General features: G+C 50.4%; 24 protein-coding genes, 1 other RNA gene and 3 pseudogenes. 16 read left to right on the top strand and 12 right to left on the bottom strand.

The features are described from left to right. Positions 1–19: 19 nt before the first annotated feature. The 4 genes from lptA to H3L95_RS12915 all read right to left on the bottom strand — a co-directional run bounded on the left by lptA (position 20) and on the right by H3L95_RS12915 (position 2,697). The gene (gene lptA, locus H3L95_RS12930) at positions 20–550 is read right to left on the bottom strand and encodes a lipopolysaccharide transport periplasmic protein LptA (RefSeq protein WP_003743816.1); all 531 of its coding nucleotides are present in this window, start codon (positions 548–550) and stop codon (positions 20–22) included. Further along, complete coding sequence (lptC, locus tag H3L95_RS12925) at positions 531–1,112, bottom strand: LPS export ABC transporter periplasmic protein LptC (protein WP_003757057.1); 582 nt, start codon at positions 1,110–1,112, stop codon at positions 531–533. Before lptC ends, lptA begins: the two co-directional genes overlap by 20 nt. Beyond that, the gene (locus tag H3L95_RS12920) at positions 1,109–1,645 is read right to left on the bottom strand and encodes a KdsC family phosphatase (protein ID WP_003757058.1); all 537 of its coding nucleotides are present in this window, start codon (positions 1,643–1,645) and stop codon (positions 1,109–1,111) included. Before H3L95_RS12920 ends, lptC begins: the two co-directional genes overlap by 4 nt. Positions 1,646–1,722: 77 nt before the next feature. Next, positions 1,723–2,697 (bottom strand): KpsF/GutQ family sugar-phosphate isomerase, encoded by a 975-nt coding sequence (locus H3L95_RS12915; RefSeq protein WP_003757060.1) that lies wholly within the window; start codon positions 2,695–2,697, stop codon positions 1,723–1,725. 135 nt (positions 2,698–2,832) lie between these two features. Here H3L95_RS12915 and tal point away from each other — a divergent pair, with 135 nt between their 5' ends. The 4 genes from tal to H3L95_RS12895 all read left to right on the top strand — a co-directional run bounded on the left by tal (position 2,833) and on the right by H3L95_RS12895 (position 7,006). After that, the gene (tal, locus tag H3L95_RS12910; protein WP_003757062.1) at positions 2,833–3,888 is read left to right on the top strand and encodes a transaldolase; all 1,056 of its coding nucleotides are present in this window, start codon (positions 2,833–2,835) and stop codon (positions 3,886–3,888) included. A gap of 1,032 nt (positions 3,889–4,920) precedes the next feature. Continuing rightward, the gene (locus H3L95_RS12905; protein ID WP_003757071.1) at positions 4,921–5,409 is read left to right on the top strand and encodes a pilin; all 489 of its coding nucleotides are present in this window, start codon (positions 4,921–4,923) and stop codon (positions 5,407–5,409) included. Between the two features lie 122 nt (positions 5,410–5,531). Further along, on the top strand, positions 5,532–5,972 hold the full coding sequence (locus H3L95_RS12900; RefSeq protein WP_003757073.1) for a pilin: 441 nt from the start codon (positions 5,532–5,534) through the stop codon (positions 5,970–5,972). A gap of 539 nt (positions 5,973–6,511) precedes the next feature. Continuing rightward, positions 6,512–7,006: an REP-associated tyrosine transposase gene (locus tag H3L95_RS12895; RefSeq protein WP_003757077.1), complete on the top strand. Its 495-nt coding sequence runs from the start codon at positions 6,512–6,514 to the stop codon at positions 7,004–7,006. A gap of 619 nt (positions 7,007–7,625) precedes the next feature. On the opposite strand, the gene uvrD is transcribed toward H3L95_RS12895, so the two are convergent. The 8 genes from uvrD to H3L95_RS12855 form a co-directional block, all read right to left on the bottom strand. Beyond that, positions 7,626–9,836 carry a DNA helicase II gene (gene uvrD / locus H3L95_RS12890; protein ID WP_003757081.1) on the bottom strand — a complete coding sequence of 737 codons (2,211 nt, stop codon included), beginning with the start codon at positions 9,834–9,836 and terminating at the stop codon, positions 7,626–7,628. 72 nt (positions 9,837–9,908) lie between these two features. Beyond that, a complete protein-coding gene (gene rarD / locus H3L95_RS12885) occupies positions 9,909–10,799 on the bottom strand; it encodes an EamA family transporter RarD (RefSeq protein WP_040668246.1) in 891 nt (296 codons plus the stop codon). Between the two features lie 235 nt (positions 10,800–11,034). Then, positions 11,035–11,427: a 30S ribosomal protein S9 gene (gene rpsI, locus H3L95_RS12880; RefSeq protein WP_003744048.1), complete on the bottom strand. Its 393-nt coding sequence runs from the start codon at positions 11,425–11,427 to the stop codon at positions 11,035–11,037. A 9-nt stretch (positions 11,428–11,436) separates the two neighbouring features. Next, positions 11,437–11,868, bottom strand: a complete 432-nt coding sequence (gene rplM, locus H3L95_RS12875) for a 50S ribosomal protein L13 (protein WP_003744049.1) — start codon at positions 11,866–11,868, stop codon at positions 11,437–11,439. A 260-nt stretch (positions 11,869–12,128) separates the two neighbouring features. Further along, positions 12,129–12,308, bottom strand: a non-coding RNA gene (gene ssrS, locus H3L95_RS12870) — 6S RNA. 7 nt (positions 12,309–12,315) lie between these two features. After that, positions 12,316–12,618: a cell division protein ZapA gene (locus tag H3L95_RS12865; RefSeq protein ID WP_003744050.1), complete on the bottom strand. Its 303-nt coding sequence runs from the start codon at positions 12,616–12,618 to the stop codon at positions 12,316–12,318. Positions 12,619–12,627: 9 nt separating this feature from the next. Then, on the bottom strand, positions 12,628–12,951 hold the full coding sequence (locus tag H3L95_RS12860) for a hypothetical protein (protein WP_040668222.1): 324 nt from the start codon (positions 12,949–12,951) through the stop codon (positions 12,628–12,630). A 141-nt stretch (positions 12,952–13,092) separates the two neighbouring features. Continuing rightward, a complete protein-coding gene (locus H3L95_RS12855; RefSeq protein ID WP_003757087.1) occupies positions 13,093–14,082 on the bottom strand; it encodes an NAD(P)H-dependent glycerol-3-phosphate dehydrogenase in 990 nt (329 codons plus the stop codon). Between the two features lie 327 nt (positions 14,083–14,409). On the opposite strand from H3L95_RS12855, the pseudogene H3L95_RS12850 reads away from it, so the two are divergent. The 12 genes and pseudogenes from H3L95_RS12850 (at position 14,410) to murU (ending at position 23,392) form a co-directional block, all read left to right on the top strand. Next, a pseudogene (locus H3L95_RS12850) lies at positions 14,410–15,594 on the top strand (cytochrome-c peroxidase). A gap of 556 nt (positions 15,595–16,150) precedes the next feature. Beyond that, positions 16,151–17,503: an RNA polymerase factor sigma-54 gene (gene rpoN / locus H3L95_RS12845; RefSeq protein ID WP_003757096.1), complete on the top strand. Its 1,353-nt coding sequence runs from the start codon at positions 16,151–16,153 to the stop codon at positions 17,501–17,503. Positions 17,504–17,569: 66 nt separating this feature from the next. Next, complete coding sequence (gene hpf, locus H3L95_RS12840) at positions 17,570–17,884, top strand: ribosome hibernation-promoting factor, HPF/YfiA family (protein ID WP_003757098.1); 315 nt, start codon at positions 17,570–17,572, stop codon at positions 17,882–17,884. Positions 17,885–18,327: 443 nt separating this feature from the next. After that, positions 18,328–18,768, top strand: a complete 441-nt coding sequence (locus H3L95_RS12835) for a hypothetical protein (protein ID WP_003757100.1) — start codon at positions 18,328–18,330, stop codon at positions 18,766–18,768. Positions 18,769–19,084: 316 nt separating this feature from the next. Further along, entirely contained in the window at positions 19,085–19,333 is a 249-nt protein-coding gene (locus tag H3L95_RS12830) for a GlsB/YeaQ/YmgE family stress response membrane protein (RefSeq protein ID WP_003757105.1), read from the top strand. Between the two features lie 183 nt (positions 19,334–19,516). Beyond that, the gene (locus tag H3L95_RS12825; protein ID WP_182096174.1) at positions 19,517–20,023 is read left to right on the top strand and encodes a protein disulfide oxidoreductase; all 507 of its coding nucleotides are present in this window, start codon (positions 19,517–19,519) and stop codon (positions 20,021–20,023) included. Positions 20,024–20,036: 13 nt separating this feature from the next. Further along, positions 20,037–20,450: pseudogene (locus H3L95_RS12820) on the top strand (ABC transporter substrate-binding protein); the annotation flags it as partial. A 221-nt stretch (positions 20,451–20,671) separates the two neighbouring features. Further along, positions 20,672–20,869, top strand: a complete 198-nt coding sequence (locus tag H3L95_RS12815) for a DUF1737 domain-containing protein (RefSeq protein WP_003767583.1) — start codon at positions 20,672–20,674, stop codon at positions 20,867–20,869. A gap of 87 nt (positions 20,870–20,956) precedes the next feature. Next, positions 20,957–21,073 (top strand): annotated as a pseudogene (locus H3L95_RS12810) (iron ABC transporter); the annotation flags it as partial. Between the two features lie 335 nt (positions 21,074–21,408). Then, the gene (hpaR, locus tag H3L95_RS12805) at positions 21,409–21,846 is read left to right on the top strand and encodes a homoprotocatechuate degradation operon regulator HpaR (RefSeq protein ID WP_003757119.1); all 438 of its coding nucleotides are present in this window, start codon (positions 21,409–21,411) and stop codon (positions 21,844–21,846) included. A 10-nt stretch (positions 21,847–21,856) separates the two neighbouring features. Further along, positions 21,857–22,357, top strand: coding sequence for a 4-hydroxyphenylacetate 3-monooxygenase, reductase component (gene hpaC, locus H3L95_RS12800; protein WP_003757120.1), 501 nt, complete (start codon positions 21,857–21,859; stop codon positions 22,355–22,357). Positions 22,358–22,693: 336 nt separating this feature from the next. Further along, positions 22,694–23,392: an N-acetylmuramate alpha-1-phosphate uridylyltransferase MurU gene (gene murU, locus H3L95_RS12795; protein ID WP_003757121.1), complete on the top strand. Its 699-nt coding sequence runs from the start codon at positions 22,694–22,696 to the stop codon at positions 23,390–23,392. The last annotated feature ends 88 nt before the right edge of the window (positions 23,393–23,480 follow it).

Genomic DNA, 23,480 nt, shown 5'->3' with positions numbered 1-23,480 from the left:
TTGTGTTGTCAGATATTGGTTATTTGGTTTTTTGGGTGCTGGACGGCTGGATGACGACGCTGACCCTGCCGGATTTGGCGGCGGATTTGGCACCTGTTTTGGAGCTGCCGTTGATGGTATAGACTTCGGTTTTGGTGTTGTAGGTGATGACTGCGCCTTCGGCAACGTCGCCGCCGCGTTGGACTTTGGCGTTGCCGGTCAGGGTAACGAGGTTGATGGCGGAGGAGTAGGTTACGTTGTTTGCTTGTCCGTTAACCGTGCCTTTGTTGTCGTCGAGCGTCTGGCTGAAGCGGACTGGCGAGCCGCTGGCTTTCATAAACTGTTCGCCTTTGTCGTTGCGGGAGACGTTGACGCTGCCGGCGCGGATGTTGAGCGTGCCTTGTTTGATGATGACGTTGCCGGTGAAGGTGGTGCTTTGGTTGTTTTGGTCGAGCGAGCCTTGGTCGGCTTCAATCTGTATCGGCTGCTTGCTGTCGCTTTGCAGGGCGTAGGCGGGGGCGGTGGCGAAAAATGCGGTTAAAACACATGCCTTACATATTTTTTGTATCATAAATCGTGGCTTTCACTCTGGATGGGAAGTTCAACAAACCTTTTTTGTGGTCATACGTCAGACCTTCGGCGCTGCCGCTCGATTCGCCGTATTGAAAGGTAACGGGCGTGTCGGTTTTGGCGTATTGCGATTCGGTATCGACGTGCAGAAGCTCGGTTTTAACGACGCCCGCCTGCCGCTTGGCATCGGCGGCTTTGGTCAGGACGACGTTGTGTTTGAACAGGAGTTGTTTGGTTTGGGTGTTGTACACGGCTTCGTCGCTGCCGACTTCGTAAAGCCGGCTGCCTTCTTGGAAGAAGACGAGGTGCGGTAGCTCGAAATGGACGTCGGTGCTTTCGGGAAACTGTTTTGCTCCTCTTGCGCTCAGATGCTCTTTCAGACGACCTTGTTCGTCAAACCGCCGCCCGTCTATGCCGTCCATCGTATATTGCGGCTGGTTGGGGTTGAGTTTGACTTCTTCAATGTCGATTTCGCTGATGCGTCCCAGCCATGCCGACAATCCGCCGAGCGCGACCGCCAGCACCAAAGGGAATGTGATTCCGTACCGCCATCTTACTTTCATTTGATGTACTCGTTCAAAGCTGCGCCCAGCGTACCTTTCGCGCGCATAATCAGGTCGCACACTTCGCGCACCGCGCCTGCGCCGCCTGCGTGTTTTGTAATATAGGCGGCGTGTTGCAGCGTAAACCAATGCGCATCGGGAACGGCAACCGGCAATCCGCAGCGCACCATCACCGGCAAATCGACCACATCGTCGCCGACAAAGGCGCACTCGGCTTCTTCTACGCCCGCCTGCGCGCGCAATTCTTCATAGGCGGCGCGTTTGTCCGAAATGCCTTTGAAGTAGTAATTTATGCCCAACTGTTTGACGCGGATGCCGACAGAGGGCGCGTCCCGACCTGTGATAACCGCAGTCTGCACGCCGCTTGCCTGAAGCATCTTCAAGCCGTGTCCGTCCAGGGTGTGGAACGATTTGATTTCTTCGCCGTTGTCGCGGATAAAGATGCGGCCATCGGTCAAAACGCCGTCCACATCCAATATCAGCAGCTTAATATGCGCCGCGCGCTGTTGCAGCTCGGGGTCTAAGGTTTGCATAGTGTTTCCTTGCGGATTGCCAAGTTTCAGACGACCTATTCTAACATAAAGGTCGTCTGAAAAAGGTTAGCCCGCCTTTACACAATCCGCGCCATCAGTAAATCGTGCATATTCAGCGCGCCGGTCAACACGCCGTCGGCATCGGTTACCAAAAGCCCGTTCACATGGTTTGCCTGCATGACTTTCAGGGCTTCGGTGGCGAGGCGTTCGGCGGGGATGGTTTTGGGGGAAGGATGCATGATTTCATCGACGGTCAGCCCGTCAAAGCGGTCGCGCTGTTGGAACAGGCGGCGCAAATCGCCGTCGGTAAACACGCCTTTCAGACGACCTTGTTCGTCCGTTACCGCCAGCATACCCAAGCCTTTTTCGCTCATACTGACGATGGCCTCTTTTAAGGGCGTACCGAGTCGGACGGCGGGCAGGGCGTCGTCTTTGTGCATAATGTCCGCAACGCGTAGAAGCAGGCGTTTGCCGAGGCTGCCGGCGGGGTGGCTCAAGGCGAAGTCGTCGGGCGTGAACGCGCGGGCGCGCAGCAGAACGACTGCCAACGCGTCGCCCAAAGCCATAACGGCGGTGGTGCTGGTGGTCGGGGCAAGTCCCAGCGGGCAGGCTTCTTTGGAAACTGATGCTGTAATGTGGATGTCGGCATGGCGCGCCATGGTCGAGTCCGGGCGGGCGGTGATGCAAATTAGGGTGATGTTTTTGCGTTTGAGCGCAGGAATGATGGCGGCGATTTCGTCGCTTTCGCCGGAATTGGAAATCGCGACGACGACATCGTTGTCCACAATCATACCCAAATCGCCGTGTGCCGCCTCCGCAGGATGGACGAAAAACGCGGGGGTGCCGGTTGAAGCCATGGTCGCCGCTATTTTGCGCCCGATATGTCCCGACTTGCCCATGCCCGTGATGACGACCCTGCCTTTACAGTGCAACAGCGCGTCTGCCGCGCGGACGAATTGTTCGTCCAATTCCGCCGCAATTTCGCGCAAGCCTTCCGCTTCGGTGTGCAACACTTCGCGCGCCCAATCGAGATATTGACCGTTCCCTGCCATAATTTCATGCCTTTTTGTGTTCGTTTTATATCGTTTTGGACATCATTAAATGCCCTAATAATCTATCCAAATTTTCCGAATAGGGGTAGCATTACCGCCTGCTTCACAAATAACCTATATTTAAAGGAATCAGAGATGACTATTTTATCGGACGTTAAAGCATTAGGACAACAAATCTGGCTGGACAACCTTTCCCGCTCGCTCGTGCAAAGCGGCGAATTGGCGCAAATGTTGAAACAAGGCGTGTGCGGCGTCACTTCCAATCCCGCCATCTTCCAAAAAGCCTTTGCCGGCGACGCGCTTTACGCCGATGAAGTCGCCGCCCTCAAGCAACAAGACCTCAGCCCCAAACAACGCTACGAAACCATGGCGATAGCCGACGTACAGGCAGCCTGCGACGTTTGCCTTGCCGAACACGAATCCACCGGCGGCAAGACCGGTTTCGTCAGCCTCGAAGTTTCCCCCGAGCTTGCCAAAGACGCACAAGGCACGGTAGAAGAAGCCCGCCGCCTCCATGCCGCCATCGCGCGTAAAAACGCTATGATTAAAGTCCCCGCCACCGACGCAGGCATCGAAGCACTCGAGACCCTCATCGCCGACGGGATCAGCGTGAACCTGACCCTGCTGTTCTCACGCGCCCAAACCCTCAAAGCCTACGCAGCCTACGCGCGCGGCATCGCCAAACGTTTAGCAGCCGGACAAAGCGTTGCCCATATCCAAGCCGTCGCCAGCTTCTTCATCTCCCGCGTGGACGGCGCGCTTGACGCCACGCTGCCCGACCACCTCAAAGGCAAAATCGCCATCGCCCTTGCCAAAGCCGCCTACCAAGACTGGGCGCAATACTTCGGCAGCCCCGAATTTGCCGCGCTGGAAGCCAAAGGCGCAAACCGCGTGCAGCTCTTATGGGCATCCACAGGCGTCAAAAACCCCGCCTATCCCGACACGCTCTACGTTGACAGCCTGATCGGCGCGCACACCGTCAACACCGTTCCCGACGCCACCCTCAAAGCCTTCATCGACCACGGCACAGCCAAAGCCACGCTGACCGAAGGAATCGACGAAGCACAAGCGCAGCTTGCCGAAACCGCCGCGCTCGGCATAGACGTAGAAACCCTCGCCAACCGCTTGCAGGAAGACGGTTTGAAACAGTTTGAAGAAGCCTTCGACAAACTGCTCGCCCCGCTGGCTTGATGGTCAAAACCCAAGCTAGCCTTAGCAACCCGGTTTCTAAGCTTCACCGATAAAACAGACCCCAAAGGTCGTCTGAAAACCTCAATTCGAGATTTTCAGACGACCTTTTGCCGTTTCCATCATCTATATATAGATTCAAATCAAGACCAAGTATAGTGACTTAACTTTAAACCAGTACGGCGTTGCCTAGCCTTAGCTCAAAGAGAACGATTCTCTAAGGTGCTGAAGCACCAAGTGAATCGGTTCCGTACTATCTGTACTGTCTGCGGCTTCGTCGCCTTGTCCTGATTTGAATTTAATCCACTATATCATTATCGCCATCAGCTAATGCAGGCAGAATCTGCCAAAAATAATGTGCAAAATCGAAAAAAGGCAGGGCGGGTATCCCTATCGATTATCCCCTTTTTAAAAGAGGCTTCGAACGCTGAAAAAAATCATTCAAAATTAAATTAATTTCCATAAATTTCTATTATGAATTACCGATTATCCTAATTAAATACCGAATATCAAAATACCATATTAAAAATATCAGACAAATCAATATACTAAAAATATCTAAATTTCAAAAATACCGTTTATCTAAATAACCATACCGTTTGTCAAAATATTCAAATATTATTAAAAACGGCTTTCAAAAGTGACGAAACACGGCACGTGACACAAAACGTCTTCTTCGCTTCCCCCAAAAAAATCAAAAAATGACAAAACACGTCATATCGCAGAAACAATCCTACGTCATAAAAAAGCCAAAATCTGCCCGAAAAATCCTTCAAAACAAATTTAAACCTATTAAAAACATAAAATTACAAAATATTTTCACAAAAAATCTAAAAAAATCCAGACTTGGCACATTCCCTGCTTGATACATTACGTCCGGCAAGGGAAACGAAGCAACAAAGCCCAAACCGGGAAGCTGTATATTCCTTCTACTTGATGGTTTTACTCATAAACAAGCAGAGCCAAACACATTACGGATTTTTTAACAACAAACATTTTTTTATTCACAACACTTTTTAAACTGGAGTTTATTAAATGAAAGCAATCCAAAAAGGTTTCACCCTGATCGAATTGATGATCGTCGTAGCAATTATCGGTATCCTGGCTGCAATCGCCCTGCCTATGTACGGCGACTACACCGCCCGCGCACAAGCGACTGAAGGCTACGAACTCCTGGGTGGTATGAAAACGCCTTTGGTTGAGGCAGTGGCTGCAACTAGTAACGATGTAGCTTGTAACGGTACTGCTGCTACTGGTACTGCTGCTGCTACTGACCCGGCTTGGTTTAAGTCTGCTGTCCTTTCTGGCAAATATGTTGCTGGTGTAAAAGCGGAACATGCTGGTCAAGATGATGCAGCTACTTGTACGCTGACTGCTACTTTTAAAGCAGCATCAGCCGGTGTCAACGATAAAGTGGCTGGAAAAACCATTTCTATGAAATTGACTCCTGCAACAGGAGCATGGGAATGCGATACTACCTTGGGTGATAACGTAGCACCTGCTGCTTGCCGCAAAAAATCTTAATCCGTAAACTCGGATTGAACAGAAAAGCCCGTATTCAAACGGGCTTTTCTACAATCATTGTCAAATAACTCAAATCGGTTAAATCGATTACTTCCCAAACACACTTCATCAAAGGCTGTCGTATGAAACAACAAGGTTTTACCATCACCGAACTGATGATTGTCGTCGCCATTCTCGGCATACTTGCCGCTATCGCCCTACCATTGTTCGGCAACTATACCGCCAAAGCGCAGGCAACTGAAGGGCATGAAATCCTTGCCGGTCTGAAAAGCCCACTGGTCGAGGCTATTTCTACCGAGGGTATTAATGCCTGTGATACCACCAAACCTTGGTTTACCTCCAGCGTGCATACGGGCAATTTCGTCAATGACGTCGCTCTGAAAAAGACTGAAACCCAATGCCTGCTGACCGTTACTTTCAAAAGCAGTGGCGTAAACGACAAAATCACCAATAAAAAAATTAATATCCGCTATACCGTAGGATCGGGAGTATGGGAATGCGGTACAAATGTGGACAAAGAATTACGCACCGCTTCATGCCAAGGCGACCTGCTGTCGCTGTAATTAAAGGCGTAGGTCGGATACTTGTATCCGACAAAAAAGCCGATGTCCACACATTGCGAAAATTCGGGAATGATTGAAATGTCGAATTCGAGAATCCGACCTACATGGATTGTTCGGTTTCAACGTAGGTCGGATACTTGTATCCGACAAAAAAGCCGATGTTCACGCCTTGAGAAAATTCAGGAATGATTGAAATATCGGATTCAAGCATCCGACCTACATGGATTGTTCGGTTTCGATGTAGGTCGGATACTTGTATCCGACAAAAAAACGATGTCCACACATTGCGAAAATTCGGGAATGATTGAAATGTCGGATTCGAGAATCTGACCTACATGGATTGTTCGGTTTCAACGTAGGTCGGATACTTGTATCCGACAAAAAAACGATGTCCACACCTTGAGAAAATTCGGGAATGATTGGAATGTTGGATTCGAGAATCCGACCTACATGGATTGTTCGGTTTCGATGTAGGTCGGATACTTGTATCCGACAAAAATCTTTCTGAAAAACAAAAACTTAATTGAAAAAGGGAATTCATGCGATACCGACGCTTTTATCAAACGGGCGGTACTTACTTTTTTACGGTGGTTGCTGATAAACGACAAAAAATCCTGACTGATGAAACGGTGCGTTCGGCCTTGCGGCAGGCGGTAATGACGGTTCGGGAGCGGTATCCGTTTGAAATTGAGGCATGGGTGCTGATGCCCGACCATCTTCATACGATTTGGTGTCTTCCTGAAAATGATGCAGCTTATTCGGAACGTTGGCGGCAAATTAAACGGTACAGCCAATATTTGATTGGAGGGGAATGTCGGCTTTGGCAAAAAAGGTTTTGGGAACATACCATTCGTGATGAAACGGACTTTATCCATCATTTCAATTACCTACATTTTAATCCCGTAAAGCATGGCTATGTCGGTCAGGTTTCCGATTGGCCGTTTTCTACTTTTCACCGTTATGTGAAACAGGGGATTTACCCAAAGCACTGGGGTGGAAGCAATGTGGATTTCAGCATTAAATATGATGAGTAAGTCGGATACTCGTATCTGACAAACGTTTTATGTTTTACCGCTTTTGATTATGGCAGAAATGTTTGAAAATGTCGGATTCAAGAATCCGACCTACATCTGGATTTCCGCATGCGCGGGAATGACGGCGGAGGTTTCGGCAAAAATTGCTCCTCCCGTTTTCAGACGGCCTTTACCCCATCGGTGTACATTGTAGCGTGGGCTTTGCCCACGATAATGTTGGCTAAAAGAGGCCGTCTGAAATTTTGAGTTTGATTCGTGGGTAAAGCCCACGCTACGGGTTTCTATTCTCTCCTGCTACGGTTTTTTTTGCCCGTAGGTCGGATTCTCGAATCCGACACTTCCAATAGCGGTTTTTCGGAAACGACAGACGCGTCAAATGTTTTTGTCGGATACAAGTATCCGACCTACATCTGGATTCCCGCCTGCGCGGGAATGACGGCGGAGGTTTCGGCAAAATTGCTCCTCCCGTTTTCAGACGGCCTTTTGCCTCGTCGGTATACATTGTAGCGTGGGCTTTGCCCACGATAATATTGGGTAAAAGAGGCCGTCTGAAATTTTGAGTTTGATTCGTGGGCAAAGCCCACGCTACGGGTTTCAGACGACCTCTGCCATCTCCCTTTTACATCTCTTCCAATTTCGCAAATTTGGTATCCAGCTCTTTCACGCCCTGTTTGCCGAAGTTGATGGTCAGTCGGGCGGATTCGCCTTTGTCTACGGCATCGATAATCACGCCTGTACCGAATTTGGCGTGGCGGACGTTTTGTCCGATGCGGAAGCCTGCGTAGGTTTGCGGCTGTTTGTAGTCGTCGATGATTTTGTCTTTGGGCGCGGCGGTTTGGCGCGGGCTGCCGCCGTAGCTGTCGTAGGCGGTCTTTTTGACGGACAGGTAATGCAATACTTCGGGTGGGATTTCTTCGACGAAGCGGGAGACGATGCCGAATTGGGTTTGCCCGTGCAGCATTCGTTGTTGCGCCATGGTGATGTAGAGGCGTTTCTTGGCGCGGGTGATGGCGACGTACATGAGGCGGCGTTCTTCTTCGAGGCCGCCGCGTTCGGCAAGGCTCATTTCGCTGGGGAAGCGGCCTTCTTCCATGCCGGTGAGGAAGACGGCGTTAAATTCCAAGCCTTTGGCGGCGTGAACGGTCATGAGCTGGACGGCTTTTTCGCCCGCGCCTGCTTGGTTTTCGCCGGACTCGAGGGCGGCATTGCTTAGGAAGGCGAGGATGGGGAAGGCGGGGTCGTCTGAAATGTTGTCGGGCAGGATTTCGAAGTTGCTGTCTTCGGGTTTGAACTCGATGGCGGCGTTGACGAGTTCGTCGAGGTTGTCGAGGCGGTCTTGGTTGTCGCCTTTTTGGGTTCGGTAGTGTTCGGTCAGGCCGCTGTCTTTGAGGATGCCGACGATGATTTCGGACAGGGGCATTTGTCCGACTTGGTTGCGCAGGGCTTCAATGAGGCGGACGAAGGCGGCGATTTTGGTGGCTTTTGCGCCGGCATTGCAAGCTGCCTGCCAGAGGGTGATGCCTTGTTCGTTTGAGGCCGTCTGAAGGTTTTCGACGGTACGCGCGCCGATGCCGCGCGGCGGGAAGTTAATGACGCGCAAGAGGGCGTTGTCGTCGTCGGGATTGACGGCGAGGCGTAGGTAGGCAAGTGCGTGTTTGATTTCTTGGCGTTCGTAAAAACGCAGTCCGCCGTAGATTTTGTAGGGGATGCCGCTGCGGAACAGGCTTTGTTCGATGACGCGCGATTGGGCGTTGCTGCGGTAGAGGACGGCGATTTCGTCCAAATCCCAGCCTTCGCGTTCGAGGGCTTTGGTTTCGTCCACGATGAATTGGGCTTCTTCGAGGTCGGTAAAGGCGGAGTAGTAGCGGATTTTGTCGCCTGCTTCGGCGTCGGTGCGCAGGTTTTTGCCGAGGCGTTCGTCGTTGTTTTCGATAACGGCGTTGGCGGCGGCGAGGATGTTGCCGACGGAGCGGTAGTTTTGTTCGAGTTTGACGGGCGCGTCGATGTGGAATTCTTCCATCAGCGCGGTCATGTTGCCGACGTTCGCGCCGCGGAAGCGGTAGATGCTTTGGTCGTCGTCGCCGACGGCAAACACTGCCGCGTTGCCGCCCGCCATGAGTTTCAGCCAGGCGTATTGCAGTTTGTTGGTGTCTTGGAATTCGTCGACCAGAATGTGATTAAAGCGGTTTTGGTAGTGCTGGCGCAGGATTTCGTTGCTTTGCAGCATTTCGTAGCTGCGGAGCATGAGTTCGGCGAAATCGACCACGCCTTCGCGTTGGCAGATTTTGTCGTATTCGGCGTAGCATTCAATCATGCGGCTTGTGTGCGGGTCGGGCGCGCTCAACACGGAAGCGCGCAAACCGGATTCTTTTTGCGCGTTGATAAAGCCTTGCAGCGAACGCGGCGCGATGATTTCTTCGGCGATGTTGAGACTTTTGAGCAGGCGTTTGATGAGGGAAAGCTGGTCGCTGCTGTCGAGGATTTGAAAGGAAGACGGCAGGCCGGCATCGCGGTGGTGCAGCCGTAGAAAGCGGTGGCAGAGACCGTGGAACGTGCCGAGCCACATGGCGCGGACGTTGATGGGAATCATCGCGCCGAGTCGGGTTTGCATTTCTTTGGCAGCTTTGTTGGTAAACGTTACCGCCATAATGCTGTGTACGCTTGCCTGACCGGTTTGCAAAAGCCATGCGATGCGCGTGGTCAGTACGCGCGTTTTGCCGCTGCCCGCGCCCGCCAGCACAAGGGCGGATTGCGGCGGCCAGGTTACTGCGGAAAGTTGTTCGGGGTTTAAGCCTTGCAGCAGATTGGGGGCGGATTGGTCGGGAAACATGGGAAGAGGCCGTCTGAAAAATGGGAATACGGTATTTTAATGGAAACGGCAAAGGTCGTCTGAAAAGATGTTTCAGACGACCCTTCTCTTCATTGCCAGCCATCCGTTTACCATCATCAGACTCAACCCCAACCAGATAAATCCATAGCTGATTAATGCCCCGCTCTCCAAAGGTTCGCCCAGCCACGCAATCGAAATGATAAACAGCAAGACCGGTTCCAAATAGCTCAACATACCGAATACGGCAATGGGTAATAATTGGCTTGCTTTTAAATTCAAATGCATGGCGACCGCGCTATTGATACCCAGCAGTACGATAAAGCCGATAAGTTTTGGGGTAGACGCAATCAAATTAATGGTATCGGTTTGCGTCAGAATATAAAACAAGGCACAAGGTGCAATCACGAGCAAATCAAACGTCAGCCCTATCAATGCCGGCACGCCCAGTTTGCGGCGCACCAAATAATAGATGGGATATGTTCCGAATACCCATACCGTCGCCCATGAAAATGCGCCGGATCGTACCAACTCCCATGCCACGCCCAAACATGCCGATACGACCGCTACTATTTGCAGACGGTTAAGCGTTTCCTTAAACCAAATCCTGCCACACGCCAGCATCGCCAATGGGAACAGGAAATAGCCCATTGCCACATTCACGCCTTCGCCATTGACCGGTGACCATACAAACAGCCAAAGCTGACTTGCGAAAACAGGCGTGGGTAACATAATCAAAAACCAACGTTTCCAATTCCTGCCCGTTTCACGAACAAACTGCCCTGCCGCCTTCCAGCCATCGCTCATGCCCATCAATACGCATATGGCCACCAACATTGCAACCATGCGCCAAGCGAAAACTTCCGTCCCGGTCATCGGACGCATCCAAGTTCCGTACAGAAACAGCATGGAAAACAATAAATTGGAAGCCAACGCCGCCACAAGCCCCTTTGAGAAATCCGTCATATTCAGACGACCCTGCAAAAACCTCATTGTATCAATGGGGAATGTGAAAAGAAATTTCATATTTTCGACATTTGAAGAAATAGAAAAACTTAACGCGAATCCTGCCGTCTCAACTTACTATCTCTCAGCCGTCCGCCCTCTTTCAACCAGTCTCAAAAATGCATAGGCAATTCAAGAGATGCAACAAATAAAAAAAGCCCTGCATTGCAGGGCTTTTTGAGATTCCAAAAACGAATTAACGTTTGGAGAATTGTTTTGCGCGACGTGCTTTGCGCAGACCTGGTTTTTTACGTTCAACTTCACGGGCATCGCGAGTCACGAAACCGGCTTGAGACAAGGCAGGTTTCAACGCAGCGTCGAAGTCGATCAGGGCGCGGGTAATGCCGTGACGGATAGCACCGGATTGACCGGTTTCACCGCCGCCGATAACGTTGACTTTGATGTCGAACGCTTCAGCGTTTTCAGTCAGAACCAAAGGTTGGCGAACAACCATGCGGCTGGTTTCGCGGGCGAAGAATTCGTCAACGGGACGACCGTTTACGATGATTTGGCCGGTACCTTTAGTCAGGAATACACGAGCCACTGAACTTTTGCGGCGGCCTGTGCCGTAGTAGTATTTACCGTTCATGTCGTGTCCTTATTTCAATTCCAAAACTTTGGGTTGTTGTGCGGCATGGGCGTGTTCTGCACCAGCATACACTTTCAGTTTTTTGATCATGGCGTAACCCAATGGACCTTTAGGCAACATGCCTTTTACGGCTTGTTCCAAAGCGCGACCCGGGAATTGCTCTTGCATTTCACGGAAAGTACGCTCGTAGATACCGCCGGGGAAACCGGAGTGACGGAAGTATTTTTTGTCTTCGAATTTGGCACCGGTTACACGCAGTTTGTCCGCGTTGATGACGATGATGTAGTCGCCAGTGTCAACGTGGGGGGTGTATTCAGGTTTGTGCTTGCCACGCAGACGGTGTGCGACTTCGGCTGCAACGCGACCCAGAACTTTGTCTTGGGCGTCGATAACAAACCATTCGCGCTTCACCTCGTGGGGTTTCGCTGAAAAGGTTTTCATAGTGGAAATCCAGATAGATATAGAAAGTTGTGAATTTTAAAGATGGGATTGGCTTTTGTCAATCGGATTGGGGTCGTCTGAAAGTGTTTTTTCTATGATGGCGTTTTTATGCATTGGGAAATGTTGTTTTTAGGTTGGAAAACATTGCTGTTGATTCAAAATATCGGGATATGTTTTTTGATTTTAAGTTTGGTTTTTCAGACGACGTCGAAGCCGATGATAAATGAAAGCCATGCCGCAATCGGGCATGGCTTGATATGGGAATCCCCGCGAGAGCCGTTTTGGCTGAATCCGCTTGAACCTTGTTGACAAGGCGGTCACCTCGGGCAGTTTCGGGTGCATCTAAGGATAGACGCTCGCGCCCACTGCAACTCCCGGCAACCTTAAGCGAACTTATTGGTTCAAAGGAATATATGCCTTCGCGGACACCGCAGGGAAAAAGAAAAATCAGTTTTGTTCCAACCGCGCCAAAGCTTTTTGGCAAGCGTTGTTCATGTCGGTTATTTTACGCTCAAATTCACCTATTGCCAAATCGTCTTTGAGTGTGATTTTAAGGAGGTCGTGGACGACGTTGAGCGCGGTCATAATGGCGATTTTATCGCTGCCGACAATGCGTCCGCTCTCTTTGATGGCGGCACTTTTTTTGTTGAGCATATCAACAGCTTGGAGCAGGGTATCTTTTTCTTCGCTCGGGGTGTTGATGGTGAAATTGACATTCATGATGTCGAGGCTGACTTGTTCGATACTCATGGCGTGTCCTTATGATTGCGTTTCTTGCGGCAGGCGGGCAATGAGCCGGCGGATTTTTTCTGCAGTCTGCTCTAATGCGCTGCGGTATTGTTCTTTTTCGGCGGTAAGGTTGTCGATTTTGCCTTGTAGGTCTTCTTTGAGTCTGCCGACTTGTACGAGCAGCGCTTCGCTCAATTCGTCAACGGCAGCTTCGTGTTCGCGCTTTTGTTGTTCATGCTCGAGCTTGAGGCGGTCGATTTCTTCGTTAAGGCGGCGGTTTTCACCAACAAGGGTTTCAAATTTTTGGGTCAGCTGGTAAACGCTGACTTCCAAGGTGTCGAGTGATTGATTCATGTATAGGCTTCCGTATTGCCGCATGGTGGCAGGCGGTCAGGATATTAGGATGATGATGCAGGGATGTCAATCGCTACCGAATGTTGAGGTCGTCTGAAACTTTTTGGCTTGATGTTTTCAGACGACCTTTGCCGTTCGGTCTTACTCAAAGCGCGCGCTGCGCTCCATGAGTCTTTCTGCAACTTGCTGCGGGGTCATTTCCTTGCGGATGAGTTGCAGCAGGGTTTGGGTAATGGGCATATCGATTTGGTATTTCACAGCGGTGTTAAACACTTCTTCGATGGTGCTGACGCCCTCGGAAACATGGCCGATTTCCACCAACACTTGATGCAGTTCTTTGCCTTCTGCCAAACCCAAACCGACACGGCGGTTGCGCGAAAGTGCGCCGGTACAGGTCAGGATAAGGTCGCCGATGCCGGCAAGCCCCATCATGGTTTTGGGCTGCGCACCCATAGCCATGGCAAGACGGGTGATTTCGGCGAGACCGCGCGTCACCAGCGCCGCACGCGCATTGAGCCCGTATTCGAGACCGTCGGAAAGACCGGTGGCGATTGCCATAACGTTTTTGACGGCACCGCCGACAGCCACGCCGATAACGTCCGTGCTGCCGTAAAGGCGCATTACGTTGGTGTTGAGTTGCGGCACCAATTCCTCGATCCATTCCTGATTTTCTGAGGCGACAACCACGGCGCAAGGCAGTTGTTTGGCGAGTTCTTGGGCAAAGCTCGGACCTGACAGCACGCCGATTTTTTTGTTCTCAGGCAATACTTCTTTCAATACTTGGAAGGTCAACAGCCCTGTGTCTTGTTCAAAGCCTTTGCAGGCAGCAAGGACGGGGATATGGTCGGCATTGTGTTGTTTGAGGAGTTCCGCGCTGCTTCTCAAACCTGCGACAGAAGTTACGACAAGGACGAGCCCGCTGTCTTTGAGCGCATCACCCAAATCGGCATAAACGGTTAAGGATTCAGGGAAAGGGAAACCGGGCAGGCCGCGTTTGTTTTCACGTTCTGCCTGCAATGTACGGACTTGTTCGGGATTGCGTGTCCAAAGGGCGACTTCGTTGCCGTGGCTGGCAAAGTGCAGAGCAAGGGCTGTACCCCAAGAACCTGCGCCGATGACGGTGATTTTCATTGTGTGTCTTCCAACGGTAAATTGTCGTTTAATTTAAACCAATCGGCTTGGCAGTGCAAGCGATAGAGGCCTATTCAACATGAAAACCGCATGAAAATGCAGAAGCTATCACATATATTGCTTATTTCTATTGAAAATCCAATATTGATTTACCGCAAAGGGCAAACCCCGCCCGCTGTTTATACTTCGCGGACAAAAAAGCCGGACATATCAAACGGACGCAAACAAAGCGGAATGTCATTCCCCATTTTCGCCCGCCATTCATCACGGCAATCAACGGAAACGGTGCTTACTCATAATAATATCCACTACAAAAAGGAACACGCCATGAACCACCGCAACACCCGACTGCTCCTGTCGCTTGCTGTTTTATCCGCATTGGCCGCCTGTGGCGGACAGGAAAGCAAAGAACAAAAACCTGCTTCCGCACCGACCGAAGCCTCTGCCGTTCAGACGACCCCTGACGCAGCTTCAGCTGCCTCAGCAGCGTCCCAAGCTGCCGTTGACAGCAATGCTTCACCTGAAGACCAAGAGCTGCTCAAACGCGCGCAAGGCATCTTCAAACCGCTGCCGAGTGCCGAAGAAATGCAGAAACTGCGCCCGTTTACCGAAGAACAGGTCAAACTCGGCCATCAATTATGGTATGAGCCGCGCCTCTCCAAAGGCAACACCGTAAGCTGCAACTCCTGCCACAACCTTGCCACCGCAGGCGTGGACAACCTGCCGACCAGCCAAGGCCATAAAGGACAGTTCGGCGGACGCAACTCCCCGACCGCTTTAAACGCCGCCCTACTCGGCATGCAGTTCTGGGACGGACGCGCGGCCGACGTTGAAGAACAAGCCGGCGGACCGTTGGTGAACCCTGTGGAAATGGCAAACGACTCGTAAGAAGCAGCCGCTGCCAAAATTGCCAAAATCCCCGAATATCAAGAACTGTTTAAAACCGCCTTCCCTGAAGACGGCGCAGTTTCCTTCAAAAACATCACCACTGCACTGGGCGCATTCGAACGCACCCTGTTGACGCCGACCAAATGGGATGACTACCTCAAAGGCAACGTCAACGCCCTGAACGAACAAGAGCGCAAAGGCGTGCGCGCCTTTATGGACAACGGCTGTATCGCCTGCCACAGCGGCGTCAACCTTGGCGGCGCAACCTTCCAAAAATTCGGTTTGGTTGAAGGCCCGTACTGGAAATTCATCGAAGATCCGAAACACGACAAAGGCCGTGCCGACGTAACCAAAAAAGCCGAAGACGAATTCTTCTTCCGCGTCCCGGGCTTGCGTAACGTCGCCAAAACTTATCCATATTTCCACAACGGCAGCGTTTGGGAATTGGACAAAGCCGTTACCATCATGGGTAAAGCACAACTGGGCAAAGACTTATCTAAAGAAGACACCGACAACATCGTTGCCTTCCTGAAAACCCTGTCCGGCAATGTTTCCGACACCGCCCGTACCATGCCCGAACTGCCTTTGTCTGCACCGATGGAATCCCATCCGAACAATAAATAAGCAGTAAATGAAGGAAGGTCGTCTGAAAATTCAGGTTCAACAAAGTCCAAAGCTTTAGAGAACAGGATTTCAGACGACCTTTAATGCCGTTTCATGATCCCAAATCATTCGATGTCCGCATCCCTTTTCCCACAAATGACACGTCGGACAAAAATCAGTTTCATCTGCAATGAAACGCACGCCGTTCAAACAATACATCCTGAATACAATCAACCATATGATTTATTTAAATTTTTATAAAAGCCATCAACAAACGAATCTCCAACCCACATTATCAATATCCGGATACCTATCTTCAAACATGCCTCGTCAGTTGACGGCGGCAAGGCAAAATGTTGAAATACACATCTAGGATAAAAAATAAAAAGCGTTGACCAAACGCCTATAAACACACCACAAAATCCGTTCAGACGACCCTTCTTCGCCTCCTTACCAAACCAAACGTCGTCTGAAATCACATAGTGGATGAACAAGAAGCAGTTGACAGCGTAATGTAAGCCAAGCCGCACCGCTTCAAGTCCAATCCACCATAAAACCAATCAACATACATTGCACCATGACCTTACTCGGCCTCAAACTCAGGCAGACCCAACAACTCAACCAACGTCTGCAACAATCCCTGCGCATCCTGCAAATGTCCGGCATCGAACTCGAACGCGAGGTCGAAGACTGGTTGCAGGACAATCCCCTGCTCGAACGTCCCGAAACCGACGAATTTGCCGACGCAGAGTTCAATCACGGCACCACCATGCCGCGCAGCAACCACCTCGGCGGCGACGATGCCGAAGACGCATGGCTCAACATTGCCAAAGAAGAAGATTTCAACCAATACCTGCACGCCCAAGTGTGCGAACACCCTCTTTCCGACAAAGAAGCCGCCTACGTCCATATCCTTATCGACTTCCTGGACGACCAAGGCTATTTCACCGACAGCATCCAAGACGTTATCGACAACACGCCCTTGGAATGGATGCTGGACGAAGACGAACTGCAAAACGCCCTCGACCTTTTGCAGACCTTCGACCCGCCCGGCGTTGCCGCCGCCGACCTGACCGAATCCCTGATGCTCCAACTCATGCGCCTGCCCGCCAGCCCCGCGCGTCAGGCGGCCGCCCACCTCATCCAAAGTTCGCTGCACGATTTGGGCAAAAACCGCAAACAAAACATCATCCGCTTCCGCAAACTCTTTCCCGAAATCGACAGCGAAACCATAGAAGCCGCACTCGACATCATCGCCACGCTCAACCCCTACCCCGCCTACGGTTTCGCCTCCTCCGAACCGACCGCTTACATCCAGCCCGACGTTTGGGTCAAAGAAGGCAAAGACGGCTGGAAAGTCATCGGCAACGAAGCCGCCTGGCCCAAGCTGCAACTCAACCGCGAATACTGCGAACTGATGAAATCCGCAGAAGACGGTGCACCCGAGTGGAAAGAAAAAATCAACGAAGCCAAGCAGCGCATCGACTCTCTCGAACTGCGCAAAAGCACCGTCATCCGCCTTGCCGAATACATCGTCAAAAATCAGGAAGACTTCTTCATCTTCGGCGAAATCGGGCTCGCGCCCATGCTCATGAAAGACGCAGCCGCCGAATTGGGGCTTGCCGAAAGCACCATTTCGCGCGCCGCCAACCAAAAATATTTGTCTTGCCCGCGCGGACTATTTGCGTTACGCTATTTCTTCACACAGGCAGTCAATTCCGAAGGCGACAAAGAAGGCCTGAGCCAAGGCGCGATTAAAGCCGTTTTGGGGCAGATTATCGAAAACGAAGACAGCAGCAAACCCCATTCCGACGAAACCCTTGTCCGCCTCCTCAAACAACAGGGCATAGACATCGCCCGCCGCACCGTCGCCAAATACAGGGAATCGCTCGACGTCCCGCCGGCACACAAACGCAAACTTACCGAATGACAGTTTTAAACCGCAGTTTTCCCGTTCCGTTTCTGACGGACTGAACCCCACCGAAGGAGCTGTATTATGAATCTGAAAATCACCGGTCTGAATTTCGACGTTACCGAGGCCATCAAAAACTACGTTTCCGAAAAATTGGAACGCATCAACCGCCACGCAGCCAACGCCATTTCCGTTACCATCACCCTTTCTGTGGAAAAACTCAATCAACAGGCTGAAGCAGACATCCATCTGGCGGGCAAAGACCTCCACGTCGAGGCCGTTGAACAAGACATGTACGCCGCCATTGATGTTCTGATGGACAAGCTCGACCGTGCGGTGCTGAAACATAAAGAAAAAAGCGGCGATGTCCGCAACACGGTAAAACCTGCCGCAGAATAGTTCACAATCCTAAAGGTCGTCTGAAAACCTATTTTCAGACGACCTTTACATTAAATTTCCTTTTGCGGTACCAACCCGCACATCACCCCATTTCATCAACCCGCTTCTGAGTTTCTTACCCATAGTGGATTGAATTTAATAGAACACGGCAAAGCCGCCCCATTCCATTAAAACCCATCCACATATGACCCAAAATCCAACACATCCCACCTCAATGCCTTATCCCGCCACCCGCCCACTTGCATGAAAACGGAATGAAAGATAACATTCCCCTCCTTGCAGCTGGGATAAAATATATGTTGCAATCGCCGGGCAGTCGGGTAAAGGTGCAAAATGATTCTACACAGCGTCACCGCTTTAACATTCAGCACATTTTAAAACATTAGAAATTAAAACCGCCCGCTGCCGACCTATTCATTTACTTTCATTCAGGTAGTTTATTCATGGATCAAAATAACACTCCACACCCTAATGTACCCAACGACACTGCTGTCATGACCGTCAAGGATTGGATCATCACATTCCTGATACTCGCCATTCCTATCGTAGGCCTTGTCATGATATTTGTCTGGGCATTTGGGGACGGTAACAAAAACCGCAAACACTTCATGCAAGCTTATTTGTGGCTTATGCTGGTTTGTTTCATTATCATGATTCCGCTAGTATTTTTTGTAATGACACGCTTTCCTGCCGCAGTAATGCAGCAACAAAATTTTGGGCAGCCTACATATGAAGCACCAATGAACAACATGCCTTCTGAAAAATTTGATACCAACAGTCTTCCCGAGCAAGAACCATCTGCCGACGACATGTCGGAACAAGAAAACGAGGCCGCCTCAGAAGTTTCTGAAGAAGTTCCCGAAAACGCTGAAGCTGCCCAATAATCAGAATTTACCCTGGCAAGTCAAAAGGTCGTCTGAAACAGATTTCAGACGACCTTTTAGCATGAATCAATACTGACTAATATAGTGGATTAACTTTAAACCAGTACGGCGTTGCCTCGCCTTGCCGTACTATCTGTACTGTCTGCGGCTTCGTCGCCTTGTCCTGATTTAAAGTTAATCCACTACAATACCGCCGTCCGCCCTTCCCATACGGGACAACGCTATAAACTGTAAAGATGGCACAGCGGGACAAAACAAGCCTGTATACTGCATTTTCACACATACATTCCTCACAACACACAAGGAGACGAGAGATATGGGTTGGATCAGCACCATCATTATTGGATTTGTAATCGGCGTATTGGCAAAATTCCTGCACCCGGGCAAAGAAAACTTAGGCTTCATCATGACCACCCTGCTAGGCATAGGCGGCTCCGCGTTGGCCGGTTTTGTCGGACAACAAGTAGGTTGGTATCGCGTCGGCGAACCGGCAGGATGGATTGCCTCCACCGTATTTGCCGTCATTATTTTAGCTATTTATACGCGCCAGATTAAAAGCCGTTAAACCTCATAATAAGTGATAAACTTTGATATCGTAGCTCAACGATTCAAATACAGACAGGCTGTTTATTAAGGAATGCCTCATCTACCGATGCAAGGCTGCAAGCCGCAGACGACGCCCGCAAGCCAATCTTGTAGCCGCACATGCGGATTCCTTTCTATTCAGCCTGTTTTATGCAGACACCACATGAAACGACTCTTACCTTATCTAAAATCCCTTATCCAAGCCCTCCTCCTCTTTATTCTGATTTCCGTAGCCGTTGACTGGTGGCGCAAACCCAATCAACCGATGCAAGCCTCATCAGATTCCCTCCGTGTTATCAATGGAAGCAGCACTTCGCTCGAAACACTCAGCAAGGAACGTGTTGCCGTTGTCTATTTTTGGGGAACATGGTGCCATATCTGCTCATACACATCCCCGACAATCGATCGCCTACATCAAAACGGTATTCCTACGCTCGGTGTCGCCGTACATTCCGGCTCCGATACAGAGATTCAATCCTATATGAAGGAACATCAACTGCAATTCCCGACAATTAACGATTCAGACGACCAATTGGCAGCCAACTGGAAAATTGCCGTCACACCGACCATCATTTTGATTAAAAACGGAAAAATGATACATCACACCTCAGGATTGAGCAGCTATTGGGGATTGCGCAGCAGAATCTGGCTGATGAACCTCTTCTACTGACCAAACCCCTATGCACCTGAAAGACAGTGCGAAAGAGCGCATCGACGCGCTGGCTCAGATTTTCGGCAAACAGGCGGAGGCGGAGGCGGACAAATTGAAAGCGGAAATCAACGCTTCGTTTGAAGCGGCCAAGGCCGCCGACTCCTCCATCAAGGAAAAAGGCAACCACGGCCAGCCCGTTACGTTCGAATACATTAAAAAAACCAATCCCGACTGGTTGTTTGTGCTGAACCGTTCTGCCGCCATCGGCGAGGAAGGCAAGGCGGCCAAAGACGTTTTGGACAATCCGCTGGTGGCCGAAACGACGGCTTGAAAAAAGGGACAGGTGGTCTACCTGCCGCCGGAAACCTACCTTGCCGCAGGCGGCGCCCAGAAATTGCTGAATGCGTCCAAACAGGTAACGGAAGCGTTTAACGCCGCCAAATAAACCGACAGCGTGAAATATAACGATGCAAGGCATGGCGGCAGTGGGATTTCAGACGGCCTGTGCGCCGCAACGGCGGTCTTGTCCCTTTTCCGCCGCTCGGAAAGAGTAAATTACCGAATATGGCCGTTACTGTTTTTTAGATATTTCACTATACTGTTTCAGACGGCCCCGTCCTGCTTTTGAGGCCGTCTGAAAATGTTTTCACACTGGAGAAACTGCTCATGAAACTCTACCGCTACCTCACCGGACCGGACGACGCCTCGTTCTGCCGCCGCGTTACCGAAGCCCTGCAAAACGGCTGGGAGCTGTACGGCAACCCCACCCTCACGTTCGACGGCGAACACATTATCTGCGGGCAGGCCGTCGTTAAGGAAAGCGACGGTGGCTACGACCCGGAAAAACCGCTGTCGGAATACTGACCGGACGCGCCGTCGGTTTTCGTTTTTGTTTTTCAGGCGGCCCCGATGACCGTTTGAGGCCGTCTGAAACCCGTCCCCACCGAACCTATGTCTCCGAAATCTTCTTATTTCAACCTGTCGAACCTGCTGGCGCTGGCGGTACTCTTTATCGTCAGCCTCTCCGTCGGCGTTGCCGATTTCAGCTGGCAGCACGTCCTCTCGCTTAAAATCCTTAAAATATAAAGAACTCAAATACCATACGGCATATCCATCGCTTCAAAATATATTTGTTTTTTAAAGAAACGAATTACCCAAAAAATCCGTACTTGATGATTTTGTTGAGATTGCGCAGAAAATAGACTAAGATAGGATTATAAGAAAACTTGGGAACATTATTATCAAAACAAACTGTTTAGCGTATTCCCAACATACCCAAACAATGATGTTTTTGTTCCCATATATCCTTGCCGCTTCAATAGCAGCTTATAATGAAAAAACGCTTTTTGCATACCCGCCTCGCGCTTCAACGGTTTGATTTTTGATAACAATGGAGACTTATAATGCCCAACCAATCTAAACATGCATCTATCAATATTGGACTGATTCAAGCCCGAGAAGCGTTGATGACACAATTCCGCCCTATTTTGAACCAAGCCAATATTACCGACCAGCAATGGCGTATCATCCGCCTTCTGGCAGAAAACGGCACATTAGACTTTCAAGATCTCGCCAACCAAGCCTGCATCTTACGTCCCAGCCTGACCGGCATCCTGACCCGACTGGAAAAAGCAGGCTTGGCGGTACGCCTGAAACCCTCTAACGACCAGCGCCGCGTTTACCTGAAGCTGACCCAAGAAGGCGAAAAACTGTACGAAACCATAGGCGCACAAGTGGATGAACGCTATGACGCCATCGAAAAAATCTTATCCAAAGAAAAAATGCTCGAATTGAAAGAGCTTTTGCGCCAGCTCGCGCAAATTGAGCAGGCACTAAAATAAAAGAAACTGAATGACAGATTCCACACACACACTCAAGAGTCCATTCCGCGATGCTATGGCATCCTGTGCCGCAGGCGTCCATGTTATTACCACAGACGGACAGTCCGGACGTTACGGCATTACCATGACAGCCGTAGCGCCGATTACCGACGAGCCGCCTACCGTTATGTTATGTATCAACCGGCAGGCAGGCATCATTCCCATATTGCAGGCAAACCGAAACCTCTGTATCAACACCCTGTCAGAAAATCAGCAAGACGTCGCCGAACACTTCGCAGGACTCACCAACCTTTCCCCCGAAGAACGCTTCGAATACCACATTTGGCATAGAGGGCAAACCGGCCAACTCGAAGTTGAAGGCGCACTGACCCATTTACACGGTCACATTATTGATCAACACGAAATCGGCACACATTTCATCTTTTATGTCCGCATCGATGAAATCACCACTACCCACACCGACAACCCGGCGCTACTGTATTTCCGCCGACAATTCAAATCATTGGCCTAAACACAAGGTCGTCTGAAAACCCATCTTCGTTTTCAGACGACCTATTGATTCCGTATCCCCTCATCAACGACCAATCAATACACCGATAACCAAAGTATCATTCCCTTTGAATCCTGACGGCACAACACTGTATACTTTCACATCAAATGACTATAGTGGATTAACTTTAAATCAGGACAAGGCGACGAAGCCGCAGACAGTACAGAGATAGTACGGAACCGATTCACTTGGTGCTTCAGCACCTTAGAGAATCGTTCTCTTTGAGCTAAGGCGAGGCAACGCCGTACTGGTTTAAAGTTAAGCCACTATATAATCCCATCCCAAACAAGGACAGCCATGAAAGCAATGATACTGGCAGCAGGACGCGGAGAAAGGATGCGCCCCCTGACCGACCACACACCCAAACCACTTCTAAAAGTCGGCAGCGAACCACTCATCGGCTGGCATATACGTCGTCTGAAAAATGCAGGTTTCACCGAAATCGTCATCAATCACGCATGGCTAGGCGAACAAATCGAAGCCACACTTGGTAACGGCGCACAATACGGAGTCAGCATAGCCTACTCTCCCGAATCGACAGGCGGACTGGAGACCGCCGGCGGAATCGCCACCGCTCTACCCTTACTGGGCGACGCCCCTTTCCTTGTCATCAACGGAGATGTTTTGACCGATATCGACTTCAACGCCGCCCGACAGGCTGCCACATCCCTACAAACATCCAACCTACTGGCACATATTTGGTTGGTTCCCAATCCCCCGCACAATCCGGAGGGCGATTTTTCCATTTCCTCCGATGGACAGGTACACTCCAATAAAACCGAAGGAATCGCACTAACCTTCAGCGGCATAGGCATATACCACCCCGACCTTTTTCAAAATACACCACCCAACCAAATCGCCAAACTCGCGCCTCTATTGCGGGAAGCCATGAACCAACACCGCGTTACCGGCGAGCAACACAATGGATTATGGCTGGATGTCGGCACTACAGAACGACTCAAAATAGCAAATGAACTTGCCGCAAATTGGGATTAACATTCACTACCCAGCTCATTCATATTCATTGAGACATAATATAAAGTTCAGAAATTTAATTACATAAAATATCATGACCAACCTGATA

Origin of the sequence: Neisseria sicca, assembly GCF_014054945.1 — a bacterium.
Classification (GTDB): domain Bacteria; phylum Pseudomonadota; class Gammaproteobacteria; order Burkholderiales; family Neisseriaceae; genus Neisseria; species Neisseria sicca.
Note: the sequence above shows the minus strand (reverse complement) of the source record. Positions and strands in the feature narration are given on the sequence as shown.

Excerpts from the sequence above, each read along its gene's own strand:
- lptA (WP_003743816.1), bottom strand. The coding sequence starts at position 550 with ATGATACAAAAAATATGTAAGGCATGTGTTTTAACCGCATTTTTCGCC.
- lptC (WP_003757057.1), bottom strand. The coding sequence starts at position 1,112 with ATGAAAGTAAGATGGCGGTACGGAATCACATTCCCTTTGGTGCTGGCG.
- H3L95_RS12920 (WP_003757058.1), bottom strand. The coding sequence starts at position 1,645 with ATGCAAACCTTAGACCCCGAGCTGCAACAGCGCGCGGCGCATATTAAG.
- H3L95_RS12915 (WP_003757060.1), bottom strand. The coding sequence starts at position 2,697 with ATGGCAGGGAACGGTCAATATCTCGATTGGGCGCGCGAAGTGTTGCAC.
- tal (WP_003757062.1), top strand. The coding sequence starts at position 2,833 with ATGACTATTTTATCGGACGTTAAAGCATTAGGACAACAAATCTGGCTG.
- H3L95_RS12905 (WP_003757071.1), top strand. The coding sequence starts at position 4,921 with ATGAAAGCAATCCAAAAAGGTTTCACCCTGATCGAATTGATGATCGTC.
- H3L95_RS12900 (WP_003757073.1), top strand. The coding sequence starts at position 5,532 with ATGAAACAACAAGGTTTTACCATCACCGAACTGATGATTGTCGTCGCC.
- H3L95_RS12895 (WP_003757077.1), top strand. The coding sequence starts at position 6,512 with ATGCGATACCGACGCTTTTATCAAACGGGCGGTACTTACTTTTTTACG.
- uvrD (WP_003757081.1), bottom strand. The coding sequence starts at position 9,836 with ATGTTTCCCGACCAATCCGCCCCCAATCTGCTGCAAGGCTTAAACCCC.
- rarD (WP_040668246.1), bottom strand. The coding sequence starts at position 10,799 with ATGACGGATTTCTCAAAGGGGCTTGTGGCGGCGTTGGCTTCCAATTTA.
- rpsI (WP_003744048.1), bottom strand. The coding sequence starts at position 11,427 with ATGAACGGTAAATACTACTACGGCACAGGCCGCCGCAAAAGTTCAGTG.
- rplM (WP_003744049.1), bottom strand. The coding sequence starts at position 11,868 with ATGAAAACCTTTTCAGCGAAACCCCACGAGGTGAAGCGCGAATGGTTT.
- H3L95_RS12865 (WP_003744050.1), bottom strand. The coding sequence starts at position 12,618 with ATGAGTATCGAACAAGTCAGCCTCGACATCATGAATGTCAATTTCACC.
- H3L95_RS12860 (WP_040668222.1), bottom strand. The coding sequence starts at position 12,951 with ATGAATCAATCACTCGACACCTTGGAAGTCAGCGTTTACCAGCTGACC.
- H3L95_RS12855 (WP_003757087.1), bottom strand. The coding sequence starts at position 14,082 with ATGAAAATCACCGTCATCGGCGCAGGTTCTTGGGGTACAGCCCTTGCT.
- rpoN (WP_003757096.1), top strand. The coding sequence starts at position 16,151 with ATGACCTTACTCGGCCTCAAACTCAGGCAGACCCAACAACTCAACCAA.
- hpf (WP_003757098.1), top strand. The coding sequence starts at position 17,570 with ATGAATCTGAAAATCACCGGTCTGAATTTCGACGTTACCGAGGCCATC.
- H3L95_RS12835 (WP_003757100.1), top strand. The coding sequence starts at position 18,328 with ATGGATCAAAATAACACTCCACACCCTAATGTACCCAACGACACTGCT.
- H3L95_RS12830 (WP_003757105.1), top strand. The coding sequence starts at position 19,085 with ATGGGTTGGATCAGCACCATCATTATTGGATTTGTAATCGGCGTATTG.
- H3L95_RS12825 (WP_182096174.1), top strand. The coding sequence starts at position 19,517 with ATGAAACGACTCTTACCTTATCTAAAATCCCTTATCCAAGCCCTCCTC.
- H3L95_RS12815 (WP_003767583.1), top strand. The coding sequence starts at position 20,672 with ATGAAACTCTACCGCTACCTCACCGGACCGGACGACGCCTCGTTCTGC.
- hpaR (WP_003757119.1), top strand. The coding sequence starts at position 21,409 with ATGCCCAACCAATCTAAACATGCATCTATCAATATTGGACTGATTCAA.
- hpaC (WP_003757120.1), top strand. The coding sequence starts at position 21,857 with ATGACAGATTCCACACACACACTCAAGAGTCCATTCCGCGATGCTATG.
- murU (WP_003757121.1), top strand. The coding sequence starts at position 22,694 with ATGAAAGCAATGATACTGGCAGCAGGACGCGGAGAAAGGATGCGCCCC.